This window comes from Micromonospora sp. CNZ303 (genome assembly GCF_004345505.1).
In genome coordinates this window covers 25,264-51,300 of record NZ_SLVT01000004.1, presented here as the reverse complement: position 1 = coordinate 51,300, position 26,037 = coordinate 25,264, and the positions used below count along the sequence as shown (strand labels likewise).

The 26,037-nt window shown below is 72.0% G+C and carries 25 protein-coding genes and 1 pseudogene; 12 read left to right on the top strand and 14 right to left on the bottom strand.

Going from position 1 to position 26,037, the window contains the following annotated elements; genetic code table 11:
* Positions 1-813 precede the first annotated feature (813 nt).
* Together EV374_RS08585 and EV374_RS08580 are read right to left on the bottom strand one after the other, a co-directional pair.
* Positions 814-1,674, bottom strand: coding sequence for a hypothetical protein (locus EV374_RS08585; RefSeq protein ID WP_132233350.1), 861 nt, complete (start codon positions 1,672-1,674; stop codon positions 814-816).
* A gap of 43 nt (positions 1,675-1,717) precedes the next feature.
* On the bottom strand, positions 1,718-3,559 hold the full coding sequence (locus EV374_RS08580) for a phosphoenolpyruvate carboxykinase (GTP) (protein WP_132233348.1): 1,842 nt from the start codon (positions 3,557-3,559) through the stop codon (positions 1,718-1,720).
* A gap of 136 nt (positions 3,560-3,695) precedes the next feature.
* Here EV374_RS08580 and EV374_RS33290 point away from each other — a divergent pair.
* The 3 genes and pseudogenes from EV374_RS33290 to EV374_RS08570 form a co-directional block, all read left to right on the top strand.
* Positions 3,696-3,785: pseudogene (locus EV374_RS33290) on the top strand (GtrA family protein); the annotation flags it as partial.
* A 156-nt stretch (positions 3,786-3,941) separates the two neighbouring features.
* Positions 3,942-4,487: a GtrA family protein gene (locus tag EV374_RS08575; protein WP_132233346.1), complete on the top strand. Its 546-nt coding sequence runs from the start codon at positions 3,942-3,944 to the stop codon at positions 4,485-4,487.
* Between the two features lie 65 nt (positions 4,488-4,552).
* A complete protein-coding gene (locus tag EV374_RS08570; protein ID WP_132233344.1) occupies positions 4,553-5,299 on the top strand; it encodes a GtrA family protein in 747 nt (248 codons plus the stop codon).
* A gap of 127 nt (positions 5,300-5,426) precedes the next feature.
* Here EV374_RS08570 and EV374_RS08565 read toward each other — a convergent pair whose 3' ends face one another.
* Positions 5,427-5,999 carry a PH domain-containing protein gene (locus EV374_RS08565; protein ID WP_132233342.1) on the bottom strand — a complete coding sequence of 191 codons (573 nt, stop codon included), beginning with the start codon at positions 5,997-5,999 and terminating at the stop codon, positions 5,427-5,429.
* An 84-nt stretch (positions 6,000-6,083) separates the two neighbouring features.
* Positions 6,084-6,959: a biotin--[acetyl-CoA-carboxylase] ligase gene (locus EV374_RS08560; RefSeq protein ID WP_132233340.1), complete on the bottom strand. Its 876-nt coding sequence runs from the start codon at positions 6,957-6,959 to the stop codon at positions 6,084-6,086.
* A gap of 105 nt (positions 6,960-7,064) precedes the next feature.
* Between EV374_RS08560 and EV374_RS08555 the strand changes: the two genes are divergently transcribed.
* Positions 7,065-8,648: an acyl-CoA carboxylase subunit beta gene (locus tag EV374_RS08555; protein ID WP_132233338.1), complete on the top strand. Its 1,584-nt coding sequence runs from the start codon at positions 7,065-7,067 to the stop codon at positions 8,646-8,648.
* A gap of 108 nt (positions 8,649-8,756) precedes the next feature.
* On the opposite strand, the gene EV374_RS08550 is transcribed toward EV374_RS08555, so the two are convergent.
* From EV374_RS08550 to EV374_RS08540, 3 genes are all read right to left on the bottom strand, one after another.
* Positions 8,757-9,620 carry a hypothetical protein gene (locus EV374_RS08550; RefSeq protein ID WP_132233336.1) on the bottom strand — a complete coding sequence of 288 codons (864 nt, stop codon included), beginning with the start codon at positions 9,618-9,620 and terminating at the stop codon, positions 8,757-8,759.
* Positions 9,613-10,113: a SigE family RNA polymerase sigma factor gene (locus tag EV374_RS08545; RefSeq protein ID WP_132233334.1), complete on the bottom strand. Its 501-nt coding sequence runs from the start codon at positions 10,111-10,113 to the stop codon at positions 9,613-9,615. The genes EV374_RS08550 and EV374_RS08545 overlap by 8 nt, the downstream gene beginning before the upstream one ends.
* Before the next feature lie 69 nt (positions 10,114-10,182).
* Positions 10,183-10,932, bottom strand: coding sequence for a M50 family metallopeptidase (locus EV374_RS08540; protein ID WP_132233332.1), 750 nt, complete (start codon positions 10,930-10,932; stop codon positions 10,183-10,185).
* On the opposite strand from EV374_RS08540, the gene EV374_RS08535 reads away from it, so the two are divergent.
* Positions 10,931-11,101 carry a hypothetical protein gene (locus EV374_RS08535; RefSeq protein ID WP_486485644.1) on the top strand — a complete coding sequence of 57 codons (171 nt, stop codon included), beginning with the start codon at positions 10,931-10,933 and terminating at the stop codon, positions 11,099-11,101. The genes EV374_RS08540 and EV374_RS08535 overlap by 2 nt on opposite strands.
* Positions 11,102-11,261: 160 nt before the next feature.
* Complete coding sequence (locus tag EV374_RS08530; RefSeq protein WP_132233330.1) at positions 11,262-12,014, top strand: GH25 family lysozyme; 753 nt, start codon at positions 11,262-11,264, stop codon at positions 12,012-12,014.
* Positions 12,015-12,112: 98 nt separating this feature from the next.
* Here EV374_RS08530 and EV374_RS08525 read toward each other — a convergent pair whose 3' ends face one another.
* Both EV374_RS08525 and EV374_RS08520 read right to left on the bottom strand, forming a co-directional pair.
* A complete protein-coding gene (locus EV374_RS08525) occupies positions 12,113-12,343 on the bottom strand; it encodes a hypothetical protein (protein WP_132233328.1) in 231 nt (76 codons plus the stop codon).
* A 91-nt stretch (positions 12,344-12,434) separates the two neighbouring features.
* Entirely contained in the window at positions 12,435-14,369 is a 1,935-nt protein-coding gene (locus EV374_RS08520; protein WP_132233326.1) for a serine/threonine-protein kinase, read from the bottom strand.
* Positions 14,370-14,461: 92 nt separating this feature from the next.
* Here EV374_RS08520 and EV374_RS08515 point away from each other — a divergent pair, with 92 nt between their 5' ends.
* From EV374_RS08515 to EV374_RS08495, 5 genes are all read left to right on the top strand, one after another.
* Positions 14,462-14,671, top strand: a complete 210-nt coding sequence (locus EV374_RS08515) for an acyl-CoA carboxylase epsilon subunit (protein ID WP_132233324.1) — start codon at positions 14,462-14,464, stop codon at positions 14,669-14,671.
* Between the two features lie 143 nt (positions 14,672-14,814).
* Complete coding sequence (locus EV374_RS08510) at positions 14,815-15,294, top strand: hypothetical protein (protein ID WP_132233322.1); 480 nt, start codon at positions 14,815-14,817, stop codon at positions 15,292-15,294.
* A gap of 1,276 nt (positions 15,295-16,570) precedes the next feature.
* Positions 16,571-17,584, top strand: coding sequence for a S8 family serine peptidase (locus EV374_RS08505; RefSeq protein ID WP_132233320.1), 1,014 nt, complete (start codon positions 16,571-16,573; stop codon positions 17,582-17,584).
* Between the two features lie 89 nt (positions 17,585-17,673).
* Entirely contained in the window at positions 17,674-18,330 is a 657-nt protein-coding gene (locus EV374_RS08500; RefSeq protein WP_132233318.1) for a Maf-like protein, read from the top strand.
* 9 nt (positions 18,331-18,339) lie between these two features.
* Complete coding sequence (locus tag EV374_RS08495) at positions 18,340-18,993, top strand: O-methyltransferase (protein WP_132233316.1); 654 nt, start codon at positions 18,340-18,342, stop codon at positions 18,991-18,993.
* 183 nt (positions 18,994-19,176) lie between these two features.
* On the opposite strand, the gene EV374_RS08490 is transcribed toward EV374_RS08495, so the two are convergent.
* The 4 genes from EV374_RS08490 to EV374_RS08475 all read right to left on the bottom strand — a co-directional run bounded on the left by EV374_RS08490 (position 19,177) and on the right by EV374_RS08475 (position 23,039).
* Positions 19,177-20,439 (bottom strand): MFS transporter, encoded by a 1,263-nt coding sequence (locus EV374_RS08490; protein WP_132233314.1) that lies wholly within the window; start codon positions 20,437-20,439, stop codon positions 19,177-19,179.
* Positions 20,440-20,560: 121 nt separating this feature from the next.
* On the bottom strand, positions 20,561-21,316 hold the full coding sequence (locus EV374_RS08485; RefSeq protein WP_132233312.1) for an ABC transporter permease: 756 nt from the start codon (positions 21,314-21,316) through the stop codon (positions 20,561-20,563).
* A gap of 20 nt (positions 21,317-21,336) precedes the next feature.
* Positions 21,337-22,296, bottom strand: a complete 960-nt coding sequence (locus EV374_RS08480; protein WP_132233310.1) for an ATP-binding cassette domain-containing protein — start codon at positions 22,294-22,296, stop codon at positions 21,337-21,339.
* Between the two features lie 131 nt (positions 22,297-22,427).
* On the bottom strand, positions 22,428-23,039 hold the full coding sequence (locus tag EV374_RS08475; protein WP_132233960.1) for a PadR family transcriptional regulator: 612 nt from the start codon (positions 23,037-23,039) through the stop codon (positions 22,428-22,430).
* 146 nt (positions 23,040-23,185) lie between these two features.
* Between EV374_RS08475 and EV374_RS08470 the strand changes: the two genes are divergently transcribed.
* Positions 23,186-24,934 carry an ATP-binding protein gene (locus tag EV374_RS08470; RefSeq protein ID WP_132233308.1) on the top strand — a complete coding sequence of 583 codons (1,749 nt, stop codon included), beginning with the start codon at positions 23,186-23,188 and terminating at the stop codon, positions 24,932-24,934.
* Positions 24,935-25,091: 157 nt separating this feature from the next.
* Here the strand turns inward: EV374_RS08470 and EV374_RS08465 are convergent, their stop codons facing one another.
* A complete protein-coding gene (locus EV374_RS08465; RefSeq protein WP_132233958.1) occupies positions 25,092-25,979 on the bottom strand; it encodes a LysR family transcriptional regulator ArgP in 888 nt (295 codons plus the stop codon).
* Between the last annotated feature and the right edge of the window lie 58 nt (positions 25,980-26,037).

The window sequence follows — 26,037 nt, the reverse complement described above, 5'->3', positions numbered from 1 at the left end:
CCGCCGGAGACGCCCAGCACGGCGAAACCCGCCCGGCCCGTCAACGACGACCACGAACACCGGCACCCTCCCGGCACCTCCCGGCGCCCCTTCGCGGCGCCCTCCCGGCGCCCTCCCGAGGCCCTCCCGGCGCCCTCCCGAGGCCCTCGCGGCGCCTCCCGGGGCCCTGGCGGCGGCCCACGAACCAGAAGTCGAGGTCCAGTCCGGGGCCCCCTGACCATCCCCGGCAGCAACAGCGCCTCCCCACGCACGCGGGATGACGGCGTGCGGGAGATCTTGGTAGCTACGTGCCCCTGAGGGGCATGTTCCTACCAAGATCGGTAAAGGGCGGGGCGTGGCGGGCCCGCGGACGCCTCCGTCGGTGGGGGGCGGAGGGCGGGGCGGGGCACAGGCGATCTCGGAGGCGGCGGCGAACAGCGGGGCGGGGCACAGGCGATCTCGGAGGCGGCGGCGTACAGCGGGGCGAAGCAGGAGCAGGCGGAGCAGGAACAGGCGAAGCAGGAACAGAAGCGAGCAGGGCGGGGGCGAACAGCGGGCGGAGCGAGGTGGGCCTGAGAGCGGTCTCGTGGGCGGGGCAGGTCGACAGCGCGAATGGCACCGCCCCTGGGCGGCCGGCGGTGCACCCGCCGAGGGCCAATTGGTGGGGAACGGGGCCGGGGCGGCTCCGGGCGGGTCCGAGCCCTGCGGCGGAGGGTGATCACCTTGGCTAGGGGCGGTACCTGGAACACCTCTGCACCGTGCCCGCCCGGCCGGGGGTTCGGCGCGGGTGGCGCCCTACGCGGGCCGGGTGGCGCGTTCGGCGCGGGTGGCGCCCTACGCCGGCCGGGCGGCGCGTTCGGCGCGGGTGGCGCGCCAGAGGCCGTAGATCGCGAGCGCGGCGGCGGCCACCAGCGGGCCGCCGTCGCGGACCAGCCCGTCCGGGCCGAGCAGCCACCAGCACAGCGGCAGGTCGACGGCGAGCACGATCGCGGTGACGACCACCAGCAGCGTGCGCGCCCAGCCCTTGCCGCGCATCAGGAAGGCGGTGCAGAAGAGCACCGCGTAGCTGGTCACGATCCCGGCGGCGAACCAGAACAGCACGGCGGGCACGGCGGCGAGCCGGTCGTCCAGCACCGCGCCGCCGGCGACCAGCGCCGGGACCAGCATGAGCGGGCTGTAGGTGAACGCGGCGACCCGGCTGGTGAGCAGCCAACCGCTGACCTCCGGCCGGCGGGGTGGGGTCTCCCGCCAGGAGATGCCCTCCCGGTCGATGACCAGGCGGGGCCGGTGGCGGACCAGGTGCCCGGACACTGCGGACGAGCGGTAGAGCAGCCAGACCACGGCGGCGCAGAGCACGGTGAGCAGGGCGAACCCCAGCAGCCCCGGCAGCGGCGGCACCCCCTGCCGGGGCACGATCAGCCGGCCGACCGCGAAGACCGTGGTCACCGCCAGGATCAGCCCGAACGGCCGGGCCACCGTCCGGCCCCGACGGACGTGCCCGATCAGCAGCAGGAAGCCGAGCGAACGCAGCATCGCCCAGCCCGTCCGCACCGCCAGCCCGAAGCCCTGCTCCGGGGCGTACCACCAGTTGAGCAGCTCGACCACGACGGTGGCCGCCGCGGTCAGCGCGAGCAGTGCGGTCAGCGCCCGGACGGCGGACGGCCGCCGGACCTCGGTCGCGGCGGCCGTCCTCATGGGATCCGATGATGCCCCATCGGGGCTTCGGTCACACCTGTCCTCAGCGCTGCGGCGCCGCGTCGAGCCGGGCACGCAGCGCGTCCAGCTCGGCCCAGAGCACACCCGGCAGCTTGTCGCCGAACTTCTCGAACCACTCGGTGACCATCGGGAGCTCCTTGCGCCACTCCTCAGGGTCGACCTTGAGCGCGATCCGGACGTCCTCCGGGGTCATGTCGAGGCCCTCGACGTCCAGCGCGTCCTGGGCCGGGACCATGCCGATCGGCGTCTCCACCGCCTCGGCGCGCCCCTCGATCCGCTCAATGATCCACTTGAGGACGCGGGAGTTCTCGCCGAAGCCGGGCCAGAGGAAGTTGCCCTCCGGGTCCTTGCGGAACCAGTTGACGTAGTAGATCTTCGGCAGCTTGGATTCGTCGCCGTCGGTGCCCTTGCCCATCTCGATCCAGTGCCGGAAGTAGTCGCCGGCGTGGTAGCCGATGAACGGGAGCATCGCCATCGGGTCGCGCCGGACGACGCCGACCGCGCCGGAGGCGGCGGCGGTGGTCTCCGAGGAGAGCGTGGCGCCCATGTAGACCCCGTGCACCCAGTCGCGGGCCTCGGTCACCAGCGGGATGGTGTCCCGGCGGCGACCGCCGAAGAGGATCGCGTCGATCGGCACGCCGTTCGGGTCGAAGTAGTCCTCGGCGAGGATCGGGCACTGGGTGATCGGGGTGCAGAACCGGCTGTTCGCGTGCGAGGAGAGGCTGTCGCTCTCCGGCGTCCAGTCGTTGCCCTTCCAGTCGATGAGGTGCGCCGGCGGCTCGCCCATGCCCTCCCACCAGATGTCCCCGTCGTCGGTCAGGGCGACGTTGGTGAAGACGGAGTTGCCGCGGTCCAGCGTCCGCATCGCGTTGGCGTTGGTCTTCCAGTCGGTGCCGGGCGCGACGCCGAAGAGGCCGTACTCGGGGTTGACCGCGTAGAGGCGGCCGTCCGGGCCGAAGCGCATCCAGGCGATGTCGTCGCCGATGGTCTCGACCTTCCAGCCCGGGACGGTCGGCTCCAGCATGGCCAGGTTGGTCTTGCCGCACGCCGACGGGAAGGCCCCGGCGACGTGGTAGACCTTGCCCTCCGGCGAGGTGATCTTGAGGATGAGCATGTGCTCGGCGAGCCAGCCCTCGTCGCGGCCCATCACGCTGGCGATCCGCAGCGAGTAGCACTTCTTGCCGAGCAGCGAGTTGCCGCCGTAGCCGGAGCCGAAGGACCAGATCTCCCGGGTCTCCGGGAAGTGCGAGATGTACTTCGTCTCGTTGCACGGCCACGCCACGTCCTGCTGGCCGGGGGCGAGCGGGGCACCGATGGAGTGCAGCGCGTGGACGAAGTCCGCGTCGTCGCCCATGGCCTCCAGGACCTTGGCACCCATCCGGGTCATGATGCGCATCGACGCGACCACGTACGGGCTGTCGGTGATCTCGACGCCGAACATGGGGCTCTCGGCCTCGACCGGGCCCATGCAGAACGGAATGACGTACATGGTGCGCCCGCGCATGCAACCGCGGTAGAGCTCCGTCATCGTCCGCTTCATCTCGGCCGGCGCCATCCAGTTGTTGGTGGGGCCGGCGTCCGCCTCGTCGACGGAGCAGATGTAGGTGCGCTCCTCGACCCGGGCGACGTCCGTCGGGTCGGTGCGCGCGTAGAACGAGTTGGGCTTCTTCTCGGGGTTGAGCCGGATCAGGGTGCCGGCCTCGACCAGCTCGTCGGTGAGGCGCCGCCACTCCTCGTCGGACCCGTCCACCCAGACGACGCGGTCGGGGGTGGTCAGTTCAGCGACCTCACGGACCCAGGCGAGCAGTTTCGGGTGGGACGTCGGGGCCTGATCGATACCCCGAACGGTAGCCGGAGCAACCATGACACATCTCCTTGTGGTCGACGCTGACCGATCTATGGGATGCACGAGTCTTGACGGCGCTATGCGTCGTCTTCGTGGAAACCTGGGATTGGCCTCAGCGTAAACCGGGCGAGGTCACCAGTCAGTGGGACTGGTTGTGAAGAACTGCACAAGGTACGGGCACGCTGCGGCATCACGAGCTAATACCCGCTTTCACGCGCAGTTTCACGCAAATCCTGTGGGGAACCGTCACCGGCCGGGCCGGCCGCGTCCGGGCGGCGGAACCCGTGAACCGCCCCACAGTCCGTCCGATCTCGTTACGCTCTGTCCACAGGCGCACACCCGGGTGAGCGGTCCGCCGTTGCTACCCGTGCGGGATGACCCCAGCCGGTAGGCTCGCGTCGTGGCCGCGACGACGACCGGGGAGCCCGGCTCTCCGCAGACCCGCCCGGGTCTGGTCCGCTCGCTGGTGGACCGCTTCGGCCACCTGGTCCGCGAGCTGAGCAAGTTCGCCACCGTGGGCGGGATCGCCTTCCTGATCGACTTCGCGCTCTTCAACTACCTGACGAGCGTGCGGGGCGTCGAGCAGGTCACCGCGAAGACCATCTCGACGGTGATCGCGGCGTCCGTGGCGTTCGTCGGCAACCGGTTCTGGACGTGGCGGCACCGCAAGCGCTCCAACCCGGCCCGCGAGTACGCGCTGTTCTTCTTCTTCAACGGCGTCGGCCTGGGGATCGCCGTGGCCTGCCTGGCGGTCAGCCGCTACGGCCTGGGCAGCATCTGGCCGGAGGTGTTCCAGACCCCGCTGGCCGACAACATCGCCAGCTTCATCGTCGGGACCGGGCTCGGGACGCTGTTCCGGTTCTGGTCCTACCGACGGTTCGTCTTCGTCGAAGCGGGAACCCCCTCCGTTCCGGAAGAGAAGCACGACCGAGATCACCGGGCGTGACCTGCCGCCCACCTTCGTCCCGGCCGGAGCCTGCCGGCCCCGCCCACTGCCCTAAGGTGTTCCGCATGCGTCTTGTCCGTCTGCTGCCTGAGCGCTGGCAGAAGTTCATCCACGAGGCGCTCAAGTTCGGAATCGTCGGCGGCGTCAACACCGTAATCAATTACGCCGTGTTCAATGTGCTCGCACTGACCGTTTTCGTGGACGGTCAACTGAAGGCGACGGTCATCGCGACCGTCGTAGCGACGATCACGTCTTATCTGATGAATCGTCACTGGACGTACCGGGATCGCCCCAAATCGGCCATGCGGCGCGAGTACGTCCTCTTCTTCCTCTTCAACGGGGCGGGCCTGCTCATCGAGCTGGGCGTGCTGGCCGCCGCCAAGTACGGGCTGGGCCTGACCAGCCTGCTGGCCCTCAACGTGGCCAAGACCGGTGGCGTGCTGCTCGCGACGCTGTTCCGCTTCTGGTCCTACCGCACGTTCGTCTTCCAACCCGTGCCGGCCCACGCGGCCGAGACGTGGCACAGCATCCCGCGCGACGAGTGGGACACCATGGCCGAGATGGACCCGGTGGCCGAGTTGGCGGAGTCGATCTCCGAGCTGGAGGAGTCCGAACCACCGCCCGGCGCCGCGCGGCGTGCCCCACGCGGCAAGCCCGGCCCCGAACACGCCTCGGCGGCCGGCCCGGGGGCCCCGGTCCAGGGGCGCCCCGTCCCGCTCGACGCCGGCCTCGGCGGCTCTCTCGACCGGGAGCTGGAGGCGGAACTGGCCGCCGAGCTCCAGGCCACCACCCGCCGCCCGCCCCGCCGCTGACCCAAGCGCCGTCCCGGCCCACGCGCCGTCCCGGCCCGACCAGTTCCGGCCCGCTCCCGGGCCACGCCGGTCGGGCCGAGCCACGCCGGTCGGGCCGTGCCGGTTCAGGCGGTCGGGCCGTGCCGGTTCAGGCGGTCGGGTCCCGCAGCGGCTTGCCCTCGTGCAGGTCCGCCAGGATGTCGCGCATCTCGTCGTCGCCGAGGGAGTGCTTGTCGTGGTGGGCCTCCACCAGCTCGTAGAGCTTGGTCTGCACGCGGCCGACCCCCGGCACGTCGTGCAGGACGGACTGGCCGCGCTCGCCGGCGGACTCGATGGTCAGCGTCCCGCAGCCGAGCAGACGCTCCACGAACCGCTGGTTCATCGCGTGGTCGTTGATCCGGGTCAGCGGGATGTCGCGCCGGTCACGCGAGAGCACCCCCTGCTGGAGCAGCACCCGCTCGTTCGTGAAGAGGTAGTGGGTGCTCCGCCAGACCAGGAACGGCCACAGGGCCAGCCACAGCACCGCCAGCAGGGCCAGGCCGCCGATGACGGCGAGCGCGATCGAGCCGCCCCCGCCGGACGGCAGCAGGACCAGGCCGGCCACCACCGCCGCGACGGCGAGCACGAGCACCGCGACCGGCCGGATCAGCGCCTTCCAGTGCGGGTGCAGGTGCAGCACGACGTGCTCGTCCTCGGTGAGCACGTCATCGGGGAACGCCACGGGAACCTCCTCGCAGAAACGGACGCGCTGACCGTAGCCGCTCCCCTCCCGCCGGGGGATCAGCCGCGCGGCGGGAGTCCGCGATCAGCGGAGATGCAGGACGTCGCCGGCCGCCAGGGCACGGGTGCCGGCGGGGGTGGCGACCAGGAGCTGGCCGTCGGCGTCCACGCCGGTCGCGGTGCCGGTCACCTCGTCGCCGCCGGGCAGCAGCACGCGTACCTGCCGGTCGATCGTCGCGCAGCTCGCCAGGTAGGCGTCGCGCAGGCCGCTGGCGACCGCGTCCCCGCCGGCCGCGCGCCACTCGCCGTACCAGTCGGAGATCCCGCGCAGCAGCGCCCGCAGCAGCGGGTCCCGGTCGGTGGCCGCCGCGCCGGCCAGTTGCAGGGAGGTCGCCGGCAGCCCCGTCGGGTTCTCCGGCAGCTCGTCGGCGCGCAGCGTGACGTTGAGGCCGACACCGAGCACGATCGCGGGCGCCCCGGCCGGCGAGGGCCCCGGCACCGCCTCGGCGAGGATGCCGGCACACTTCGCGTCGCCGACGAGCAGGTCGTTCGGCCACTTCAGGCCCGCGTCCAGCTCGGCCAGCCGGGTCACCGTCTCGACCAGGGCGACGCCGGCGAGCAGCGGCAGCCAGCCGTACCCCGTCTGGGGCGCCGACGGCCAGCCACGCTCGGCGACGGCCTCCCCGGGGCGGAGCAGCACGCTGGTGGCGATGCCGGCCCGGGCCGGCGACTGCCAGGCCCGGCCGCGCCGGCCGCGCCCGGCGGTCTGCCGCTCCGCGACCACCACCAGGCCCTCCGGCTCGCCGGCCCGGGCCGCCTCGGCGACGTCCGCGTTGGTCGAGCCGGTCTCGACGCGCAACTCCAGGCGGGCCCAGGGCCCGTGCGGGGCGACCAGCGCCCGCCGCAGCCGCGCCGCCGACAGCGGCGGGCGGTCCAGATCGGTGTACGGCGAGCCCGGCATCCCGTCAGCCTACGGCCGCCCCCGTCCGGTCGACCGGGGACGTCGCGGCCCGGCTGAGGCGAACTGCACAGCGGCGGCGGCCTGAACCATCGTTATATTCCCAGGGTGACTACCGAGACCGGGATCAACATCCACAGCACCGCGGGCAAGCTGGCCGACCTGGATCGGCGGGTCGACGAGGCGGTGCACGCCGGGTCGGCGCGCGCGGTCGAGAAGCAGCACGCGAGGGGCAAGAAGACCGCCCGCGAGCGGATCGAGATGCTGCTCGACGAGGGTTCCTTCGTCGAGCTGGACGAGCTGGCCCGGCACCGGTCCACCAACTTCGGGCTGGCGAAGACCCGCCCGTACGGCGACGGCGTCATCACCGGCTACGGCACCATCGACGGCCGGCAGGTCTGCGTCTTCGCCCAGGACTTCACCGTCTTCGGCGGCTCCCTCGGCGAGGTCTTCGGCGAGAAGATCGTCAAGGTCATGGACCTGGCCATGAAGATCGGCTGCCCGGTCGTCGGCATCAACGACTCCGGGGGCGCGCGCATCCAGGAGGGCGTCGCCTCGCTCGGCCTCTACGGCGAGATCTTCTTCCGCAACGTACGGGCCAGCGGCGTCATCCCGCAGATCTCCCTGATCATGGGCCCGTGCGCCGGCGGCGCGGTCTACTCCCCGGCGGTCACGGACTTCACGGTGATGGTCGACCAGACCTCGCACATGTTCATCACCGGCCCGGACGTCATCAAGACGGTCACCGGCGAGGACGTGGGCATGGAGGAGCTGGGCGGCGCCCGTACGCACAACTCGCGCAGCGGCAACGCGCACTACCTCGCCACGGACGAGCAGGACGCGATCGACTACGTCAAGGCGCTGCTGTCGTACCTGCCGTCGAACAACCTGGATGAGCCGGTGGTCTTCGACGCGCCCGCCGACCTCGACGTGACCGACGAGGATCGGGAACTGGACACGCTGATCCCCGACTCGGCGAACCAGCCGTACGACATGCACCGGGTGATCGAGCACGTCCTCGACGACGGCGAGTTCCTGGAGGTCCAGCCGCTCTACGCGCAGAACATGGTCGTCGGCTACGGCCGGGTGGAGGGCCGGCCGGTGGGCGTGGTCGCCAACCAGCCGATGCACTTCGCCGGCACCCTGGACATCGCCGCCTCCGAGAAGGCCGCGCGGTTCGTGCGCACCTGCGACGCGTTCAACATCCCGGTGCTGACCTTCGTGGACGTCCCCGGGTTCCTGCCCGGCACCGGCCAGGAGTGGGACGGCATCATCCGCCGGGGCGCGAAGCTCATCTACGCGTACGCCGAGGCCACCGTCCCGAAGGTCACCGTCATCACCCGCAAGGCGTACGGCGGGGCGTACGACGTGATGGGCTCCAAGCACCTCGGCGCGGACCTGAACTTCGCCTGGCCGACGGCGCAGATCGCGGTGATGGGGGCGCAGGGCGCGGTGAACATCCTCTACCGCTCGGAACTGGCCGCCGCCGAGGACCCGGCCGCCGTGCGGGCCGAGAAGATCGCCGAATACGAGGACACCCTCGCCAACCCGTACATCGCGGCGGAGCGCGGCTACGTGGACAGCGTCATCCCGCCGCACGAGACGCGGGCCCAGATCGTCCGCGCGCTGCGGGTGCTGCGCACCAAGCGCGAGACCCTGCCGCCGAAGAAGCACGGCAACATCCCACTGTGACGCCTCTCCCCCGCGGGATCCGCGCGGTGTCCCCCGTCGACCGTGGCGGGCCACGGCTGCCCTGACATCGCGCGGGCCGGGGGCGGGCGGCCGATCGGTGGGCGGCGGTCAGCAGGACGGGTTGGCGGCGGCGCACATGCGCCGCGCGGCCAGCCCGGCGAGGCGGACCAGGTCGGCCTCGGCGGTCGGTTCCAGGATCAGCACGCTCACCAGGTCGCCGACCCGCACCACCACGGTCGCGTCCGGCGTGGACGGGTGGCCGGGCGCCTTTCCGTCGGCCGGGTCGAGGGTCGCGGCGACGGAGTGGCGCAGCAGCAGGGACTCGTCACCGGCGAAGTCGCGGCGCGGCACGTCCCAGCGGTGCACGTCCTCGACGGTGACGGACTCGCCGCCCCACTCGATCGACCGCACCTCCCGCCACTCCCGGCAGACGGTGAGTTGCCGGCGCAGTCCGTCGAAGAACCGGGCGGCCCCGTCGTCCCGCATCCGGTGCAGGTCCTGGACGACCAGGACGTCGCCGAGCCGCCCCCCGCCGGTCGCCGGTCGCAGCACCGTCTGCGACCGGCTCACCCAGGTCTCCTGCGCCGGCACACCGCTGTCGCGGCTGGTGGCGCACCGGCGGAGGGCCATGCCCACGTCGACGCTCCCGCCCAGGCCGGCCTCGCTGAGTTGCAGACCGCTGCGCGCCGTCAGGTCGTCCTGTTGCAGCAGGGCCGCCGGGGGGATCTCGACCCGGGCCCCCGGCGCCGCCGGCCGCGACGGGGACGCCGCCGGGGCCAGCCCCCGCTGCCCGGACCGGTCCCCGAGCGCCACGGCGGAGGCGGAGACGACGACGAGCACCGCGACCGCCGCCAGCACCGCCGTACGCCTGCTGCGCCTGCGGGCCCGGGCGCGGATCTCCGCCGGCTCCGGCCAGCGGACGTCGCGCAGGTCCCGGTGCACCTGCTCGACGAATGTCAAATCCTCACGCATCAGCGGCCTCCTCCAGGTCAGAGACGGCGAGCAGCCCGGCGAGCGCCGCGCGCCCCCGGAAGAGTCGGGCCTTGACGGTGCCCACCGGGGCGGCCGTCTGCCGGGCCACCTCGGCGACCGGCATCCCGACCAGGTAGTAGAGGGCGATCGCGGTGCGCTGCTCCTCGGGGAGCCGGCGCAGGGCGGTGACCACCTCGACGGTGGCGGTGTCCGGGCCGGGCACGCTCTCGCCGGGGCCGTGGCGCAGGTAGGCGCGGGCCCGGCTGCGCAGGCTGCGCCACCGGCTGACCGCGATCCGGCTCGCCACCACCCGCACCCATGCCTCCGGCTCCTCGTACGCGCTCACCGTCGACCAGCGCTGCCAGGCCCGGATGTACGCCTCCTGCACGGCGTCCTGTGCCTCGGCGAGGTCGCCGGTGAGCGCGTAGACGTAGCCGAGCAGCCGTTGGCGGCTGCCCCGGTAGAACTCGTCGAATCCGTCGACGTCCGGCACCTGCTACCTCCCCGTGACGGTCGCAGGGGACACGCGTCGGACGGTGCCGCCGGTTGCCCGGTCGACCGGTCATTTTCCGGGCGTCAGGCCGGCCTCGGTGAGGATCGGGCCGGCCAGCAGCAGCGCGCCGGCGCCGAGGGCGGCCAGGTTGACCAGGGCGAAGACGGTGACCCAGAAGAGGGCCGGCAGCGGGGTGAGGCCGGCGAGCTGGTCGGCGTCGGAGGCGGGCATCCGACCCCGCGAGCGCAGCCGTTGCAGCTCCACCACCGGCCGTACGCCGCCGAGCAGCAGGAACCACACCCCGGCGTACGCGAACGCCGCCTGCACCTGCGGTTCGGCGTACCAGGAGACGGCCAGGACCACCCCGCCGGTGACCAGCAGCGAGAGCACGCCGAAGACGTTGCGGATCATGATCAGCATGGCCAGCAGCAGCGCCACGGCGACCCAGAGCAGCAGGGTGATCCGGTTGCCGCCGAGCAGCCACGCACCGGCCAGCCCGACCAGCGGCGGGGCGACGTAGCCGGCGAGCAGGGTGAGGATCATCCCCGGGCCGGTGGGCCGGCCGGCGGAGAGGGTCAGCCCCGAGGTGTCCGAGTGCAGCCGGATGCCGTGCAGCCGGCGGCCGGTGAGCAGGGCGGCCAGCGCGTGCCCGCCCTCGTGGGCGATGGTGATGGCGTTGCGGGCGATCCGCCAGGGCAGCCGGGTGGAGACGACCACCAGGGCGACGGCGGCGGTCAGCAGCACCAGCAGGGGTGGTGGGTCCGGCTGCGCCGCGAACAGCTTGTCCCAGAGACCGCCGAGCCCGTCGATCGACACCATGGGGCGCGAGCCTACCGGCCCCGACCTGTGTCACTGCGCTGGCCACTCGCTGCGGCTGCACCGGCTCGACGGCGCGCACTACGTCGAGGCCCAGGTGGCGAAGCCGGGCGAGGAGCTCAGCCTGGCCGCGCCGATCCGCTGGCGCGTCGACCCGGCCGCGCTGCGCTGAGGCGGAGAGCGCCTCACCCCGGTCCGCTCGCCGGCGGAGACACCGCCGTCAGGGTAGCCGGCTTCCGCCGTTCATGAAGATTTCCTTAGTTCCCCTTGCCATTCGGGGCACTTACCTCCAAAGATGAACGTCTATTAAGTCGGCGTCCTTGGAGGCATCCATGACCCGTACCGGAACATCCCTGCGGCGGCTGCTGGCCGCCACCCTGGCGGCCCTCGCCACCGCGGCGGCGGGCCTCGTCGCGACCGCGGCCCCGGCGTCCGCCGCCACCACGCCCGGCATCGACGTGTCCCACTACCAGGGCGCGATCAACTGGACCAGCGTCCGCAACGCGGGCATCCAGTTCGCCTTCATCAAGGCGACCGAGGGCACCAGCTACAAGGACCCGAGGTTCAACACGAACTACGTGGCCGCCTACAACGCCGGCGTCATCCGGGGCGCGTACCACTTCGCCCGGCCCAACATCTCCTCCGGGGCGGTGCAGGCGAACTACCTGGCCTCCAACGGTGGCGCCTGGTCGGCCGACAGCCGCACCCTCCCGGCCGCGCTGGACCTCGAAGCCAACCCGTACGCGGGCGGCTACTGCTACGGCCTGAGCACGACGGGCATGCGGAACTGGGTCCAGGACTTCCTCAACACCTACCGCTCCCGCACCGGCCGCTACGCCGTCATCTACACGACCACGAGCTGGTGGAACCAGTGCACGGGCAGCTGGAGCGCCCCGTGGGCGAACCACCCGCTCTGGGTCGCCCGCTGGTCGAGCACGGTCGGCGCGCTGCCGGCCGGGGCACCGTTCTGGAGCTTCTGGCAGTACACCGACCGGGGCAGCGTCGCCGGGATCAGCGGCGGGGTCGACCGCAACCACTGGAACGGTGACCGGAGCCGGCTGATCGCCCTGGCCAACAACACCTGAGCCTGAATCGCCTGGGGAGGCGGTTGGCGGCAGCGGGATCGGTTGTCACCGTACGGTCGACAACTGGTCCGGCTGCCGCCACGCCGCTCTCGCGGGCGTCAGACCTGCCGTCGGGCCGCCACGGGCACGGTAGCCGCGTTCTCGCGGGCGAGCGCGTTGCGCCGGGCGAAGCGCCGGACGCCCACCCCGGCGAGGGTGACGGTCACGACGCTGAGCAGCGCGAACAGCAGCGGCAGGCCGGCGGCGGCGAGCAGCAGGACGATGTCGCCGAGGGCCACGAGCATCCACAGTGCCACTCGGGGCCGGGCGTCCCTCAATCGGTAACCCATGTCGTACCCTCCCTTCCGTCGTGAAGGTCAGATACCCCGTACGGCGGAAGGTCATGCGAGTCGATCTCGCAACGGGCGCGAATCCCGCGGGTCAGTCCTTGCGGTCGGGCACGAAGCCCTTGGCGATCCGGTCGAAGTCGGCCAGCTTGGCCTGCCAGTCCTTCGCGGCGACCTCCCAGCGCAGGGCGTAACCGCGATTCTTGGCCGTGACAAAGCCCCGGTTGCGGACGTGGATCCGCGTGCCGTCGCGGGTCTCCAGCCACTCCCAGTCCGCGCAGGTCTTCCAGAAGCCGTCGCAGCTCGTGATGTCGACGTACTGGTAGTCGTTCACGCGCTTCTTGCGATCCGGTTCTTTCTGCTTCCAGTCGGCCAGCGCGTCCGGCTGCGGCCTGCTGGTCCACTGAACCAGCAGCTCGCCCACGCCGCCGGGCTCGTCAAAGATGACGGTGTCGGTTCCGCCGCTGCGGCGCACCCAGTTCGCGGGGATCGGCACCGTGAAGCCGCCCGGGTCCTTGTGCAGCTTCCAGCCTGCCGGCAGCGCGTCCGGGGTCGGCGACGGGGTGGCCGACGGCGTCGGGCTCGGCGCGGCGCTCGTGGGCGGGGCCGGCGCGGAGGACTGCGGCGGCTGCCCCTGCGAGGTCGCCGCGCCGGTCGGGTCGGCCTGCGGGGTGCCGCCGCCGTCCCCACCGTCGCCGCTGGTCAGCATCGGCACGATCACCACCAGGCCGATCAGCAGCAGCGCCACCAGCACGCCGATCAGCACGTTGCGCCGGGTGTTGTTCGGCTTCGTACCGTCGGACGCCACGACCGTCGCCCGGCCGGACGGCGGGCTGACCGGCGCGGGCATCACCGAGGTGGGGTTCGCCGGCCTGCCGGGTGCCGGGACCACCGGCTCGGCCTTCGTGTCGTCGAGCGCGGGCTTCGGCGGGTCGACCTTCGCCGTCGGGGCAGCGTCCGAGGTGGAGGACCCGACCTTCGCGGTCGGCACGGAGTCCGAGGAGAGCGCCGCCGTCGCGTCCTCGGCGGTGGACGCCGCGGCGGCACCGGCGGCAGCCGCCAGCGGCGCGCGCGGCGCCGGCGGGCTGACCAGCTTGTCGGGCCCGCCCTCGGCCGGTCGCGGCGCCGGCACCAGCGGCGGGCGCGGCTCACGCGGCCCGTTCGGCCCCGGCCGGCGTACGCCGTCGAGGAGCGGAATCGTGCGGGTGCGCTTGCCGCCGGCCCGGCGCAGCAGCTTCTCCGCCACCTCGGCGGTGATCCGCTCCTTCGGGTCCTTGCGCAGCAGACCGTTGAGCACCGGCTTGAGCGGCCCGGCGTTCTTCGGCGGCGGCATCGGCTCGGTGGCGAGCGCCGCCAGGGTGGCGATCGCCGACGGCCGCGCGTACGGCGACTTGCCCTCGACCGCCGCGTAGAGGGTGGCGCCCAGCGACCAGAGGTCGGCCTCCGGCCCGGCGGTGCCCTCGCGGGCCCGCTCCGGCGAGATGTACGCGGGCGACCCCAGCACCATGCCCGTGCGCGTCACGTTCGGGTCGCCGGGAATCGTGGCGAGGCCGAAATCGGTCAGCACCACCCGGCCGTCGTCGCCGAGCAGCACGTTGCCGGGCTTGACGTCGCGGTGCATCACGCCGGCCTTGTGTGCCGACTTCAGCGCGGCCAGCACGCCCAGGCCGATCTCCACGGCACGCGCCGGCGTCACCGGGCCGTCCTCGGCGAGGGTGTCCTGCAACGACTTCGACGCCACGTACTCCATGACGATCCACGGGTCGCCGTCGGTACGCAGCACGTCGAAGATGCGGACCACGTTGATGTGGTTGAGCCGGGCGATCGCCCGGGCCTCACGCAGTGAGCGTTCCCGCATCTCGCGGCGCTCCTCGTCGGTGAGGCTGGGCGGCGGGACGAGCTCCTTGATCGCCACGTCCCGGTGCAGCACCTCGTCGCGCGCCTTCCACACCCGACCCATGCCGCCCTGACCGAGCGGCGAGAGGAGCCGGTATCGGTCAGCGACGAGTTGGGGCAGCGCGTTCGACATCGCCCAGACGGTACCCGGAGCCGACGACGCTCACACCGCCGGCACGCCACTGCGTGGTTCAGGTCAGCCACTCCGACGCGTACGCTGACGCCATGTCTGCCGAAGAGCCGCTGTTCCGGGTCGTCCGTGGGGTCCCCACCGCCGAGGAACTGGCCGCGCTGGTGGGCGCGATCGTCGTACGGTCCCGCCCGGCTGCCGCGGCCCCTCCGGTCGCCGCGTCCGCCTGGGCGCGCTCCGGCCGGCCCGTCGCGGCGGCGGTCGCCGGCCCCGGCGCCTGGCGGGCGTCCGGTCTGCCCCGCTGACCTTTTCCGCACGGATCACCGCAGCTCGGTGCCCCTGCACACCCGCAGGGTGGCCGGTGTGTGCCGGGGCGGGGCTGCCGACACCCCCGGGAACCCATTAACCTCACTCAGGGAAACGGTGCAGTGACAGACAGGGAGGGCCGATGATCCCCGAGGAGGACGGTCCAGCGTCCTGGCTCCGCGGCTACGGCGGCATCGAGGCCGACATCCGCCAGCTCCGCGAGTTCGCCGACAAGCTCCAGGCCGAAGTGGAACGCAACTACGACCCGCACCTGTCGTACATCGCCGCGGACCTGACAGCACCGGTGCCCAACCCGGCCGACGCGTTCATCGAGCTGGTCGACTTCCTGCGCGCGCACCACGAGACCCAGCAGGCCACCGCCGACATGGTCTGGGGCGTCCGCGACGTCACCGGCCACCTGGCCGTCGCCGCCGGCACCGTCGCCACCCGCTACACCAGGTCCGACGCCTTCGCCGCCGCGCGCGTGACCGACATCGAGCGGGCGCTCGCCAACCCGGCCCCCACAGCCCCTCGCGGCGCGCCGCCGATGCTGCCCGATCCCACCGGGCCGGAACCCGCGCCGGGACAGGGCCGGGGACAGGGTCCGGTGGTGCTGCCATGATCGAACGGGGCGCCGGCGGCCGCACGTCCGCCCTCACCGACTGGCGGCTGATGGACGTCGCCAGCATGTGGGCCTGCCTCCAGGACCACGACACCACCAACCACTGGAAGCAGGTCGCCGGCTGGCGCAAGATCTGCGACCTCGCCCGGATGCACCTGAGCCGACTCCAGGAATACCGCAAGGGGCTCGCCGACGCATGGCCCCCGGAGACCAACGAGGCGGCCCGGGCGTACGTCCGCGAGCTGGACGAGCTCATCGACAAGGTGCAGCGCACGCACGACGCGGCCAGCGCCAACTACACCGCGCTCTCCGCCGCCACGCAGGCCATCAGCGCCACCCGCACGGAACTGAAGAAGATCTACGAGACGTACGCCGTCAAGGTCCAGGAGAAGCAGACGTACGACGCGACGCTCGCCGACCCGAAGGCGGCCATGGGCAGCCGGGTCCCGGATCGCCCGGTGACGGACGCGGACCTCGAACGCCTCAACGTCCAGGCGCGCGGCATCATGTACGGCCTCAGCGGCGAACTCCAACACGCCCGAGTAATGCTCCAAAAACCCCCGCCCGTTAGGACACCACGGCCCGGAACCGACCCCGGATCCGCAGATCTATACGGCGGCGGGCCACCGCCAACCATCCCGCCAATCATCCCGCTACCGCTGGCGACGTCGACCGGCGCACCACCGGTCCACACACCGTCCGGACCTGTTCGACCTGTCCAGACCCCCACCGCGCCGAACACCGGTCCCATTCTGGGCGGAACTGGCGCTGGCTTGGTGCCGGCACCAGCCGGCCCTAGCCTTCCAACCGCCACACCGCCCGCACCACCCAACTCACCTGCTGGGGGCGGAGCGACGCCTCCGCTGCCGACAGGAATCAGTCGGCCCAGTGCCACAGCGCCGCAACACGGCCCCTTGGGGCGCCCGAACCTGAGAGGCGCTAGCGGCCCAGCCCACCCGACGCAACCACCTTCAAATCGCGCTATGCCACCTGGCGGATTGATCGGGGGCGTACCTGGCATGGGGCTTGGTCAACCGAGTGCGGGCCACAATCAACCCCGCCGAGTGAATCCGATCGGGGGTTTGATTGGCGGTGGCGGTGCGGGCACTGCACCGACAGGCGGAGCGGGATCCCGACCCGGCGGAAGCCGAGGTTTTGGGCTCACTCAGGGCATGCCCCCCATCGGAGGCACTCCGCTCGGGAATGCGGCGGGAATGGGCGGCCCGAACGGTGCCGCCGGACGTCGCGGGCGGCACGAGACCGAGCAAGCGCGTCGTTGGGATCCAGAATAACTCGCGGGGAAGGGATCGTTGTTGCCGTACCAGACACCGGCGTCAACGAACACCCCGACCTTCGCAAAAATCTGCTTGCCGGAACAGATATCATTCCTGGCGGTAGTGGCGACGGCCGGCAGGACAGAAATGGACACGGTACGGGGATGGCGGGATTGATAGCTGCGCACGGTCAGTCCTCAAGCACAGGCGCACTCGGCATCGCCCCTAAGGCTAAAGTCCTTCCGATCATGTCGTCATCGGCCGACAATCTAGGTGACGCCGACGACCTAGCCTTAGGAATAGAGTTCGCGATTTCTGAAGGCGCTGATGTGATCAGCGTATCCAGTGGAGGAAACACTAGCCCACGCCTCACACAGGCCGTGAGGAAAGCCCTAGCGTCCAACATTGTAGTTGTTGCTGGCGCAGGTAACATTCCGAACGACAGAACCGTTGCTTACCCTGCTCGGGAACCTGGCGTAATCGCGGTAGGCGGGATAAATCAAGCTGGACAGCATGCGACCATATCCACAACCGGCGCGGAAGTCGATTTAGCTGCTCCGGCAGTCGATATCTACAGCACGAGTGTTGACGGCAAGTACCGCAAGGCGACGGGAACCTCCGGCGCTACCGCGATCGTTGCTGGGGCCGTCGCGTTGATCCGGTCCAAGTATCCGTACCTGCCTGCCTCCGAGGTGGCGCACAGGCTTACCGCCACAGCGATCGACAAGGGCCCTCCGGGACGGGACGACGAGTACGGCCACGGGGTCATCGACTTGGTGGCGGCGTTGACGGCTGACGTACCGCCGTTGGGTTTCGGATCGGCGACGGCGAGCGTGCCGGCCCACACCCCCTCGACCACGACGGCGGTTGCGGAGCCAGCGGGCGACGGGAACGGCGCGGCGACGGCTCGCGGTCTGGTCACCCTCGGCGTGATCGTGGCGGCCGGCGGCGCGTGGACGTTCCTCGCCCGTCGGCGTCGTCGTGGCGACGACCCGCCGCCCCGCATCAGTCGCTGAGCAACCCCGGAAGACGGAGACGGGCGAGGAAGGGTCGACACGTCCTACCCGAGACCTCGTCGTCCGGGTCAGCCGGTAACGTCGGCGACGTGCCCAAGTCCTTGCCGCTCCGCCTCGTGCTCGCCTCCGCCAGCCCTGCCCGCCGCAAGATTCTCCAGGCCGCCGGGATCGAGACGGACGTGCTGGTCAGCGGCGTCGACGAGTCCCTCGTCGTGACGGAGCGGGCCGAGGAGCTCTGCCTGGAACTGGCCCGGATGAAGGCGCAGGCGGTACTCACCCGGCTGCGGCCGGCCGACGACCAGCGGACGCTGGTGATCGGGTGCGACTCTGTGTTGGCCTTCGACGGCGAGATCTTCGGCAAGCCGACCGACGCAGCCGACGCCACCCGGCGCTGGGAGCGGATGCGCGGGCGCAGCGGCGTGCTGCACAGCGGGCACTGCCTGATCGACGTCGAGGCGGGGCGGCGGGCCGAGGCGGTCGCCTCCACCGTCGTGCACTTCGCCGACATCGACGACGACGAGATCGCCACATACGTGGGTACGGGCGAGCCGCTGGCCGTGGCGGGTGCCTTCACGATCGATGGTCTGGGCGGGCCCTTCGTGGAGCGGATCGAGGGTGATCCGAGCACGGTCATCGGGCTCAGCCTGCCGATGCTGCGCCGCCTCCTCGCCGAGTTGGACCTGCGGATCACCGATCTGTGGACGAAGGTCGCGCCCGGCAACCAGACGGTCGAGCCGCTCGGTTAGCGTCCGTTAATGACCACCAAGTCGATCCCGCTCACGTCGGAACTGCACGCGTACCTGGTCGGGCACGGGGCGCCGCCGGACGAGATCATGCGGGACCTGGCCGAGGAGACCCGCGCGGTCCTGCCGAACGACGCGCAGATGCAGGTCGCACCGGAGCAGGCCGCCTTCCTGACCTTCCTCACCCGGCTGCTCGGAGTGCGGCAGGCCGTCGAGGTGGGCACGTTCACCGGTCTCTCGTCGCTGGCGATCGCCCGGGGGCTGCCGGAGGGCGGGCGGCTGACCTGCTTCGACATCTCCGAGGAGTTCACCGGCATCGCCCGGCGTTACTGGGCCCGCGCCGGCGTGGACGACCGGATCGAGCTGCGGATCGGCCCGGCCGGCGACACGCTGCGCGAGCTGCCCCACGAGCGCCACCTGGACTTCGCGTTCATCGACGCCGACAAGACCGGTTACCCGGTCTACTGGGCGGAGCTGGTGCCCCGGATGCGTCCCGGTGGGGTGATCGCGGTCGACAACGTGCTGCGCGGTGGCCGGGTGATCGCCCCGCAGAACGCCGACGACCGGGCCATCGCGGCGTTCAACGACGAGGTGCTCGCCGACGTCCGCGTCGACGCGGTGATGCTCCCGATCGCCGACGGCCTCACCCTGGCCCGAGTGCACTGACGCCCCACCTCATCGCGATCTTGGTAGGTAACGGCCCCTGGAGGGGCCGTTACCTACCAAGATCCAGCGGAACCCAAGCTCCACCGGAACCCAAGGTCCACCGGGACGCAATATCCACCGGGACGCAATATCCACCGGAGATGCAAGAACCGCCGGAGATCCAAGATCCGCGGGGCGCTGGCGTCAGACGGGGGTCGGGGATCGGAGGTCGGCGGGGGCCGGGCGCAGGGCGCGGCCCAGGCGGGCGGCGAGCAGCGCAGCCGCCGCGATGAAGGCCGGCAGCAGCAGGAAGGCCAGGTGCGGTCCGACGCCGTCGGCCACCCAGCCGAGCGCAACCGGCGCGATCCCGAAGCCCACCCCCATCGAGTACGACGCATAGCCGGCCGCCCGGTCCGCAGCCGGCCCGGCGACGGCGAGCGCGATCGAGATCGCCAGTGGGTAGTGCAGGGCGTTGCCGAGGCCGAGGACGACCAGGCCGGTGACGGCGAGCCAGCCGACCGGTGCGATCCAGAAGAGCGCGAACCCGGCCAGCGACACGCCCAGCGCAGCCAGCAGCAGCGGCACGGGCCGGTACCGCAGGGCGAGCCGGCCCCCGGCGAGCCGGCCCACGAACATGCCGCAGACGATCGCGGCGACGGCGGCCGAGGCGCCACCGGCGGCCATCCCGGCGTGCGAGCGGAGCACGTCGGCCGTCCAGAGCGACAGGCAGACCTCGATCGAGCCGGTGACCGCCATCAGCACCCAGGCGATCCAGTACGCCACCGGCAGGCGTCGACCGGACCCGTGGGCGCCGCCCACCGAGGCCACCCCGCCGGAAGCCGGAGAGCCGGCAGCCCGAGTGCCGGCAGCCGGAGAGCCGGGAGCCGCGGCAGCGGGGGCGGGCTTCGGCAGGCGTACGCGGAAAGTCACGGCGGCAAGCGCGACCAGCGCGATCAGGCCGACCTCGACGGCCATCGCCGGTCGCCAGCCCCATCCTGCGTCGACGCTGGCGCCGATGACCAGCGGGGCGAGGATGCCGGCGCCGGCGCAGGCGGCGTTGGCCTCGGTCAGCGCGGCGGGCGCGCCGGCGCCGTGCCGGTCGGTGAGTACCACGGACACGCCGCTGATCACCAGCATGCCGAAGGTGGCGATCACGGCTACGGCGGTGATCGTGGCGGGCAGGGCGCGGACGACGCCCAGGGCGGCGACGCCGGCCGCCACGCCCGCCAGCCCGACCCAGATCGCCCGGCCCCGGCCGAGGCGGCGGGCCAGGGGTGCGAAGAGCGCCCCGCCGGCCAGCGCGCCGACGGCGATGCCGGTGCTGTGCAGGCCGGCGACGGCGGCCGAGGTGCCCTGTTCGTCGCGGAGCAGCGGCACGACCGGCCCGAAGCCGTAGAGGAAGAAGCCCCACAGTCCCAGCTGGGCGTAGGTCAGCCAGGTGAGCCGGTCACGGGTTAGCTGGGGCACCGGCCTCACGCTACAAGCGTCGGGCCGGCACCCCGCCCGTGGTGAGAGGCAACTCTCCCCCGTCGTTAGAAAGGGCACCTTCCTCCACCGCAGGCGTTAGGAAGGTGCCCTTTCTTACACCTCAGCGGACGCTGCGGGCGAACTGGCGGGCGGCCCAGACGACGCCGGCGGCGGCGAGGAGCGCGATGATGCCGAGGCCCTGCCAGACCTTGTCGTCGCCGAGCTGGCCGGCGAAGAGGGCGCGGGTGCCGTCGACCGCCCAGGAGAACGGGTTCCACTCGGCGATGCCCTGGAGCCAGCCGGGGGCGAAGGTCAGCGGCAGCAGGATGCCGGAGAGCAGCAGCACCGGCTGGGCCACGGTGTTCATCAGGGGGGCCAGCGCGTCCTCGCTCTTGACCTTGAGCGCGATGCCGTAGGAGACAGCCGACGTCATCAGCGCGATCAGGGCGAGCATGAGGTACGCCAGCAGCAGGTCGACGAGGGAGACGCGCAGGTCGAACAGAAGCGCGAGCAGGGTGATGATGACCGCCTGCACGATGAGCGACACCACGTCGCGCAGCGAGCGGCCGAGCAGCAGGGCGAGGCGGCTGACCGGGGTGACCCGGGAGCGTTCGATGACCCCGGCGCGCAGCTCGGCGATCAGGCCGAAGCCCTGGAAGAGGCCACCGAAGATGGCCAGCAGCACCAGCAGGCCGGGTACGAAGATCTTGTAGGCCTCCGCCTGGGTGGGCGCGTTCAGCGCCGGCTTGAGCAGCGGGGCGAAGAGCAGCAGGTACATCACCGGCTGGAAGACGCCGACGAAGACCCAGACGGGGTTGCGCAGCAGTAGCTGGAGCTGGCGCTGGAAGATCAGCCAGGTGTCACGGGCGAGTTTCATGGGGTCTCTCCGGTCTGGGCTCAGGACTCGCGCAGCGAGCGGCCGGTCTTGGTGAGGAAGACGTCGTCGAGGCTGGGCCGGTGCAGCTCGATGGACCTGAGCCCGAGGCCGGCGGTGTCGACGCGGCGCAGGATCTGCGGGATGGCGGTGGCGCCCTCGTCGACGTAGAGCCGCAGCCCGCCCTCCTCGGCGGTCTCCAGCTTGTTGACGTACGGCTCGCCGTCGAGCAGCTGCGCGGCCTGCGGGGTGGCCGCCGCGTCGAGCCCGACCAGTACGACGTCGCCGGAGATCTCGCGCTTCAGCTCCGTCGGGGTGCCCTCCGCGACCACCTCGCCGTGATCCATGATCGCGATCCGGTCGCAGAGCGCGTCGGCCTCCTCCAGGTAGTGGGTGGTGATGAAGACGGTCATGCCGTCGCCCCGCAGCCGGCGGATCTCGTCCCACATGTGCGCCCGGCTCTGCGGGTCGAGGCCGGTCGTCGGCTCGTCGAGGAAGACGATGCTCGGCTCGTGGATGATGCCGAGGGCGATCTCCACCCGCCGGCGCTGACCGCCGGAGTACGTCTTGCACTTGCGGTCGGCGTACTCGGTGAGCTGGAAGGCGTCGAGGGCGCGGGCGGCCCGCCGGTGCGCGTCGGCCTTGCCGATGCCGTACATGCGGGCGTGCAGGACGAGTTCCTCCCGGGCGGTGGACTCGTCCCAGGTGCTGCCGCCCTGGGCGACGTAGCCGATGCGGCGGCGCACCTCGGCCGGGTCCTTGCGCAGGTCGGCCCCGGCGACGGTCGCCTCGCCGCCGTCCGGCTCGATGAGCGTGGCCAGCATCCGCAGGGTGGTGGTCTTGCCTGCGCCGTTGGGGCCGAGAAAACCGAAGATCTCCCCCTCGGTGACCTTCAGGTCGACGCCGCGTACCGCGTCGACGGTCTTCGTCTGGCGACCCTCTCGGGAGCGGAACGACTTCCGCAACCCTCTGGTCTCGATCATGTCTGCTCCTGGTCGTCCGGGCCGGTGCCACCGGCCACCTGTCTGTCCCTCGGAGACGACGCCGGACGGCATGCTTCCCCCGTGGCGCCCCGGGCAGGCTAACGCGATATAGCTCTTTTGGTCAACGTTGATTATTCGCCCTCCGTCGGCCGGGGCGGCAACTGCTCCTCCCAGCCCTCCCAGCCCTGCGCCCGCTCCAGCCCCTCGGGCAGGTACGACACCCCCGACTCGATCCGTTCCGCGATCCGCTCACACCAGGAGATCTCCGCCTCGGAGCGGGCGGTCCAGAGTTCGAACATCCACCCCACGTGCACCGGCTTGGTCGAACGCATCCAGCCAGAACTCAACGACGTACGCATCCACTCGACACCGGCGCGCAGCAGGTTCGCCCGGTTGCGCAGGGCGGCCGCCGCCTCCTCGCGCGGCATCGCGGGCAGGAAGGAGAACGCCGCCGCGAACGGATCCGGCGGCTCGTGCAGCTGCCACCACAGGCCGCGCAGCAGCGACTCGAACTCCTCCTCGCCCTTCGGCGTCACCTCGTACGTGGTGCGGGCCGGACGGGCGCCCACCTGCTCGGTGGCCACCTCGCGCAACAGCCCTTCCTGGGTCAGCTTGCGCAGGGCGTGGTAGATCGATCCGGGCTGCACGTTCGCCCACCTGTCGGCGCTCCAACTGAGCAGCTCGCGGCGCACGTCGTAGCCGTGCACGGGCTGCATCCAGCGCACCAGCCCGAGGATCATCATTCGCGTGGCAGACACCGGACGAGCGTAATAAGCAAATTTGACTAGGGCGCGGTGAACAGTGCGGCATCCCACACTGAGCGATCGTTAGGGCCGCCACGGTGGCCGATACACTCCCGGTCAGTGACCCTCCGGGAGGAGCCAGCAAGGTGCGCAAGGTACTCATCGCCAACCGCGGCGAGATCGCCGTCCGCGTCATCCGCGCCTGTCGCGACGCCGGCCTCGGCAGCGTCGCCGTCTACGCGGACTCCGACCGGGACGCCCTGCACGCCACGCTGGCCGACGAGGCGTACGCGCTCGGCGGGGACACCGCCACCGACACGTACCTGCGGATCGACAAGCTGCTGGAGGTTGCCGCGAAGGCCGACGCCGACGCGGTCCACCCCGGCTACGGCTTCCTCTCCGAGAACGCCGACTTCGCCCAGGCCGTGATCGACGCCGGGCTGACCTGGATCGGCCCCACCCCGCAGGCGATCCGGGACCTCGGCGACAAGGTCACGGCCCGGCACATCGCCCAGCGCGCCGGCGCGCCCCTGGTGCCCGGCACCCCCGACCCGGTCGGCGGCCCCGACGAGGTGTTGGCGTTCGCCGTCGACCACGGCCTGCCGGTCGCCATCAAGGCCGCCTTCGGCGGCGGCGGGCGCGGGCTCAAGGTCGCCCGCACCATGGAGGAGATCCCGCACCTGTTCGAGTCGGCCACCCGCGAGGCGGTCGCCGCGTTCGGCCGGGGCGAGTGCTTCGTCGAGCGCTACCTGGACAAGCCGCGCCACGTCGAGGCGCAGGTGCTGGCCGACCGGCACGGCAACGTGATCGTGGTCGGCACCCGGGACTGCTCGCTCCAGCGCCGCCACCAGAAGCTGGTCGAGGAGGCTCCCGCGCCGTTCCTCACCGACGCCCAGCGCGCCCAGATCCACGACAGCGCCAAGGCCATCTGCCGCGAGGCGGGCTACCACGGCGCCGGCACGGTGGAATACCTGGTCGGCGCCGACGGCACCATCTCCTTCCTGGAGGTCAACACCCGCCTCCAGGTCGAGCACCCGGTCACCGAGGAGACCGCCGGCATCGACCTGGTCCGCGAGCAGTTCCGGATCGCCGACGGCGAGCAGCTTCGGTTCACCGAGGACCCGACGCCGCGCGGGCACTCGATCGAGTTCCGGATCAACGGCGAGGACCCGGGCCGCAACTTCCTGCCCGCCCCCGGCACGGTCACCGCGCTGCGGCTGCCCACCGGCCCCGGCGTCCGGGTCGACACCGGCATCTCCGCCGGCGACGTGATCGGCGGCAACTTCGACTCGCTGCTGGCCAAGGTGATCATCACCGGCGAGACGCGTACCGAGGCGCTGGAGCGCGCCCGCCGCGCCCTGGACGAGATGGTCGTCGAGGGCATGGCCACCGCGCTGCCGTTCCACCGGCTGGCCGTCCGGGACGAGGCCTTCACCGCCGAGCCCTTCACCGTGCACACCCGGTGGATCGAGACCGAGTTCGACAACACCGTCGCGCCGTTCACCGCCGCCGGGCCCGCCGACGCGCCGGCCGAGCGCGAGACCGTCGTGGTCGAGGTCGGGGGCAAGCGGCTGGAGGTCAGCCTCCCCGCCGGCCTCGGCGGGGGTACGGCCACCGCCGCGCCCTCCGCGCGCAAGCCGGCCCGCCGTGGCGGCGGGACCAAGGCCGGCGTCGCGGTCAGCGGCGACGCGCTCACCTCCCCGATGCAGGGCACCATCGTCAAGATCGCGGTCGCCGACGGCGACACCGTGGCCGAGGGCGACCTTGTCGTGGTGCTGGAGGCGATGAAGATGGAGCAGCCGCTGCACGCCCACAAGGCGGGCACCGTCAGCGGTCTCGCGGCCGAGGTCGGCGCCGTCATCACCGCCGGCGCGGCGATCTGCACCATCGCCTGAGGTGTAAGGAAGGGCACCTTCCTATCGTTTCCGGTATAGGAAGGTGCCCTTCCTAACGGCGCGGCACGGCGCGGGGCGGCTCGGCGCGGCAGGGCGGGTGCGCCCCCGGCGCGGCGCCAGCCCGCTGGACAGGGCGGTGCAGCAGCCCGCCGGGCGGTCAGCGCAGTTCGGCGCCGGCCACCGCCCGGACGGCGGTGGTCAGCGCGTCCAGGGTGGCGGAGTCCACCCGCCAGTGCTGCCAGTACAACGGGCGGTCCAGGTGGCGGCCGGCGCCGAGGGCGACGCAGCGTCCGGCGACGACGTCGGCGCGGGCGATCCGTTCCGGGACCATCCCCCAACCGAGCCCGAGCCGCACCGCCTCGTTGAAACCGTCGAAGGACGGGACGTAGTGGACCGGCGGGTCGAGCCGGCGCCGGGTGACGGTGCGGACGAACCGCTGCTGGAGCTGGTCCTTGCGGTCGAACGCCATCATCGGCGCCGACGCCAGGGCGGACTCGGTGAGGCCGTCGGGGAAGTGGCGCGCGGCGAAGCCGGTCTCTGCCAGGGCGACGTACCGCATGGCGCCCAGCCGCTCCACCCGGCAGCCCTGCACGGCCTCGCGCTGCGCGGTCACGGCCGCCATCGCCGTGCCGTCGCGGATCAGCTCAGCCGTGTGGTCCTCGTCGTCCCGGCGTACGTCGAACAGCAGCGCCAGCTCGGTGGGCAGTCGCGCCAGCGCGCCGACGAACCAGGTGCCCAGCGAGTCCCCGTTCGCCACGACCGTCACCCGGGTGGGCGCGGGACCACCGGGGGCGGGCCGGGCGGCGTCCAGGGCCTCCCGTTCCAGCAGGGCCACCTGCCCGGCGAGCCGCAGCAGCGGACGGCCCGCGTCGGTGGCCCGGCACGGCTTCGTCCGTTGCACGAGCACCTGACCGACGGACTGCTCAAGCGCCTTGAGCCGCTGGCTGACGGCCGAGGGGGTGACGTGCAGGGACCGCGCCGCCGCCTCGAAGCTGCCCTCGCGGACCACCGCGGCGAAGGTCCGGAGCTGCGTGGTGTCCAGCATGATGAAGCAGAGCTTATCCGGCATGAGAATCTTTAGCTGGGCTGCATTTCGCGGGGCT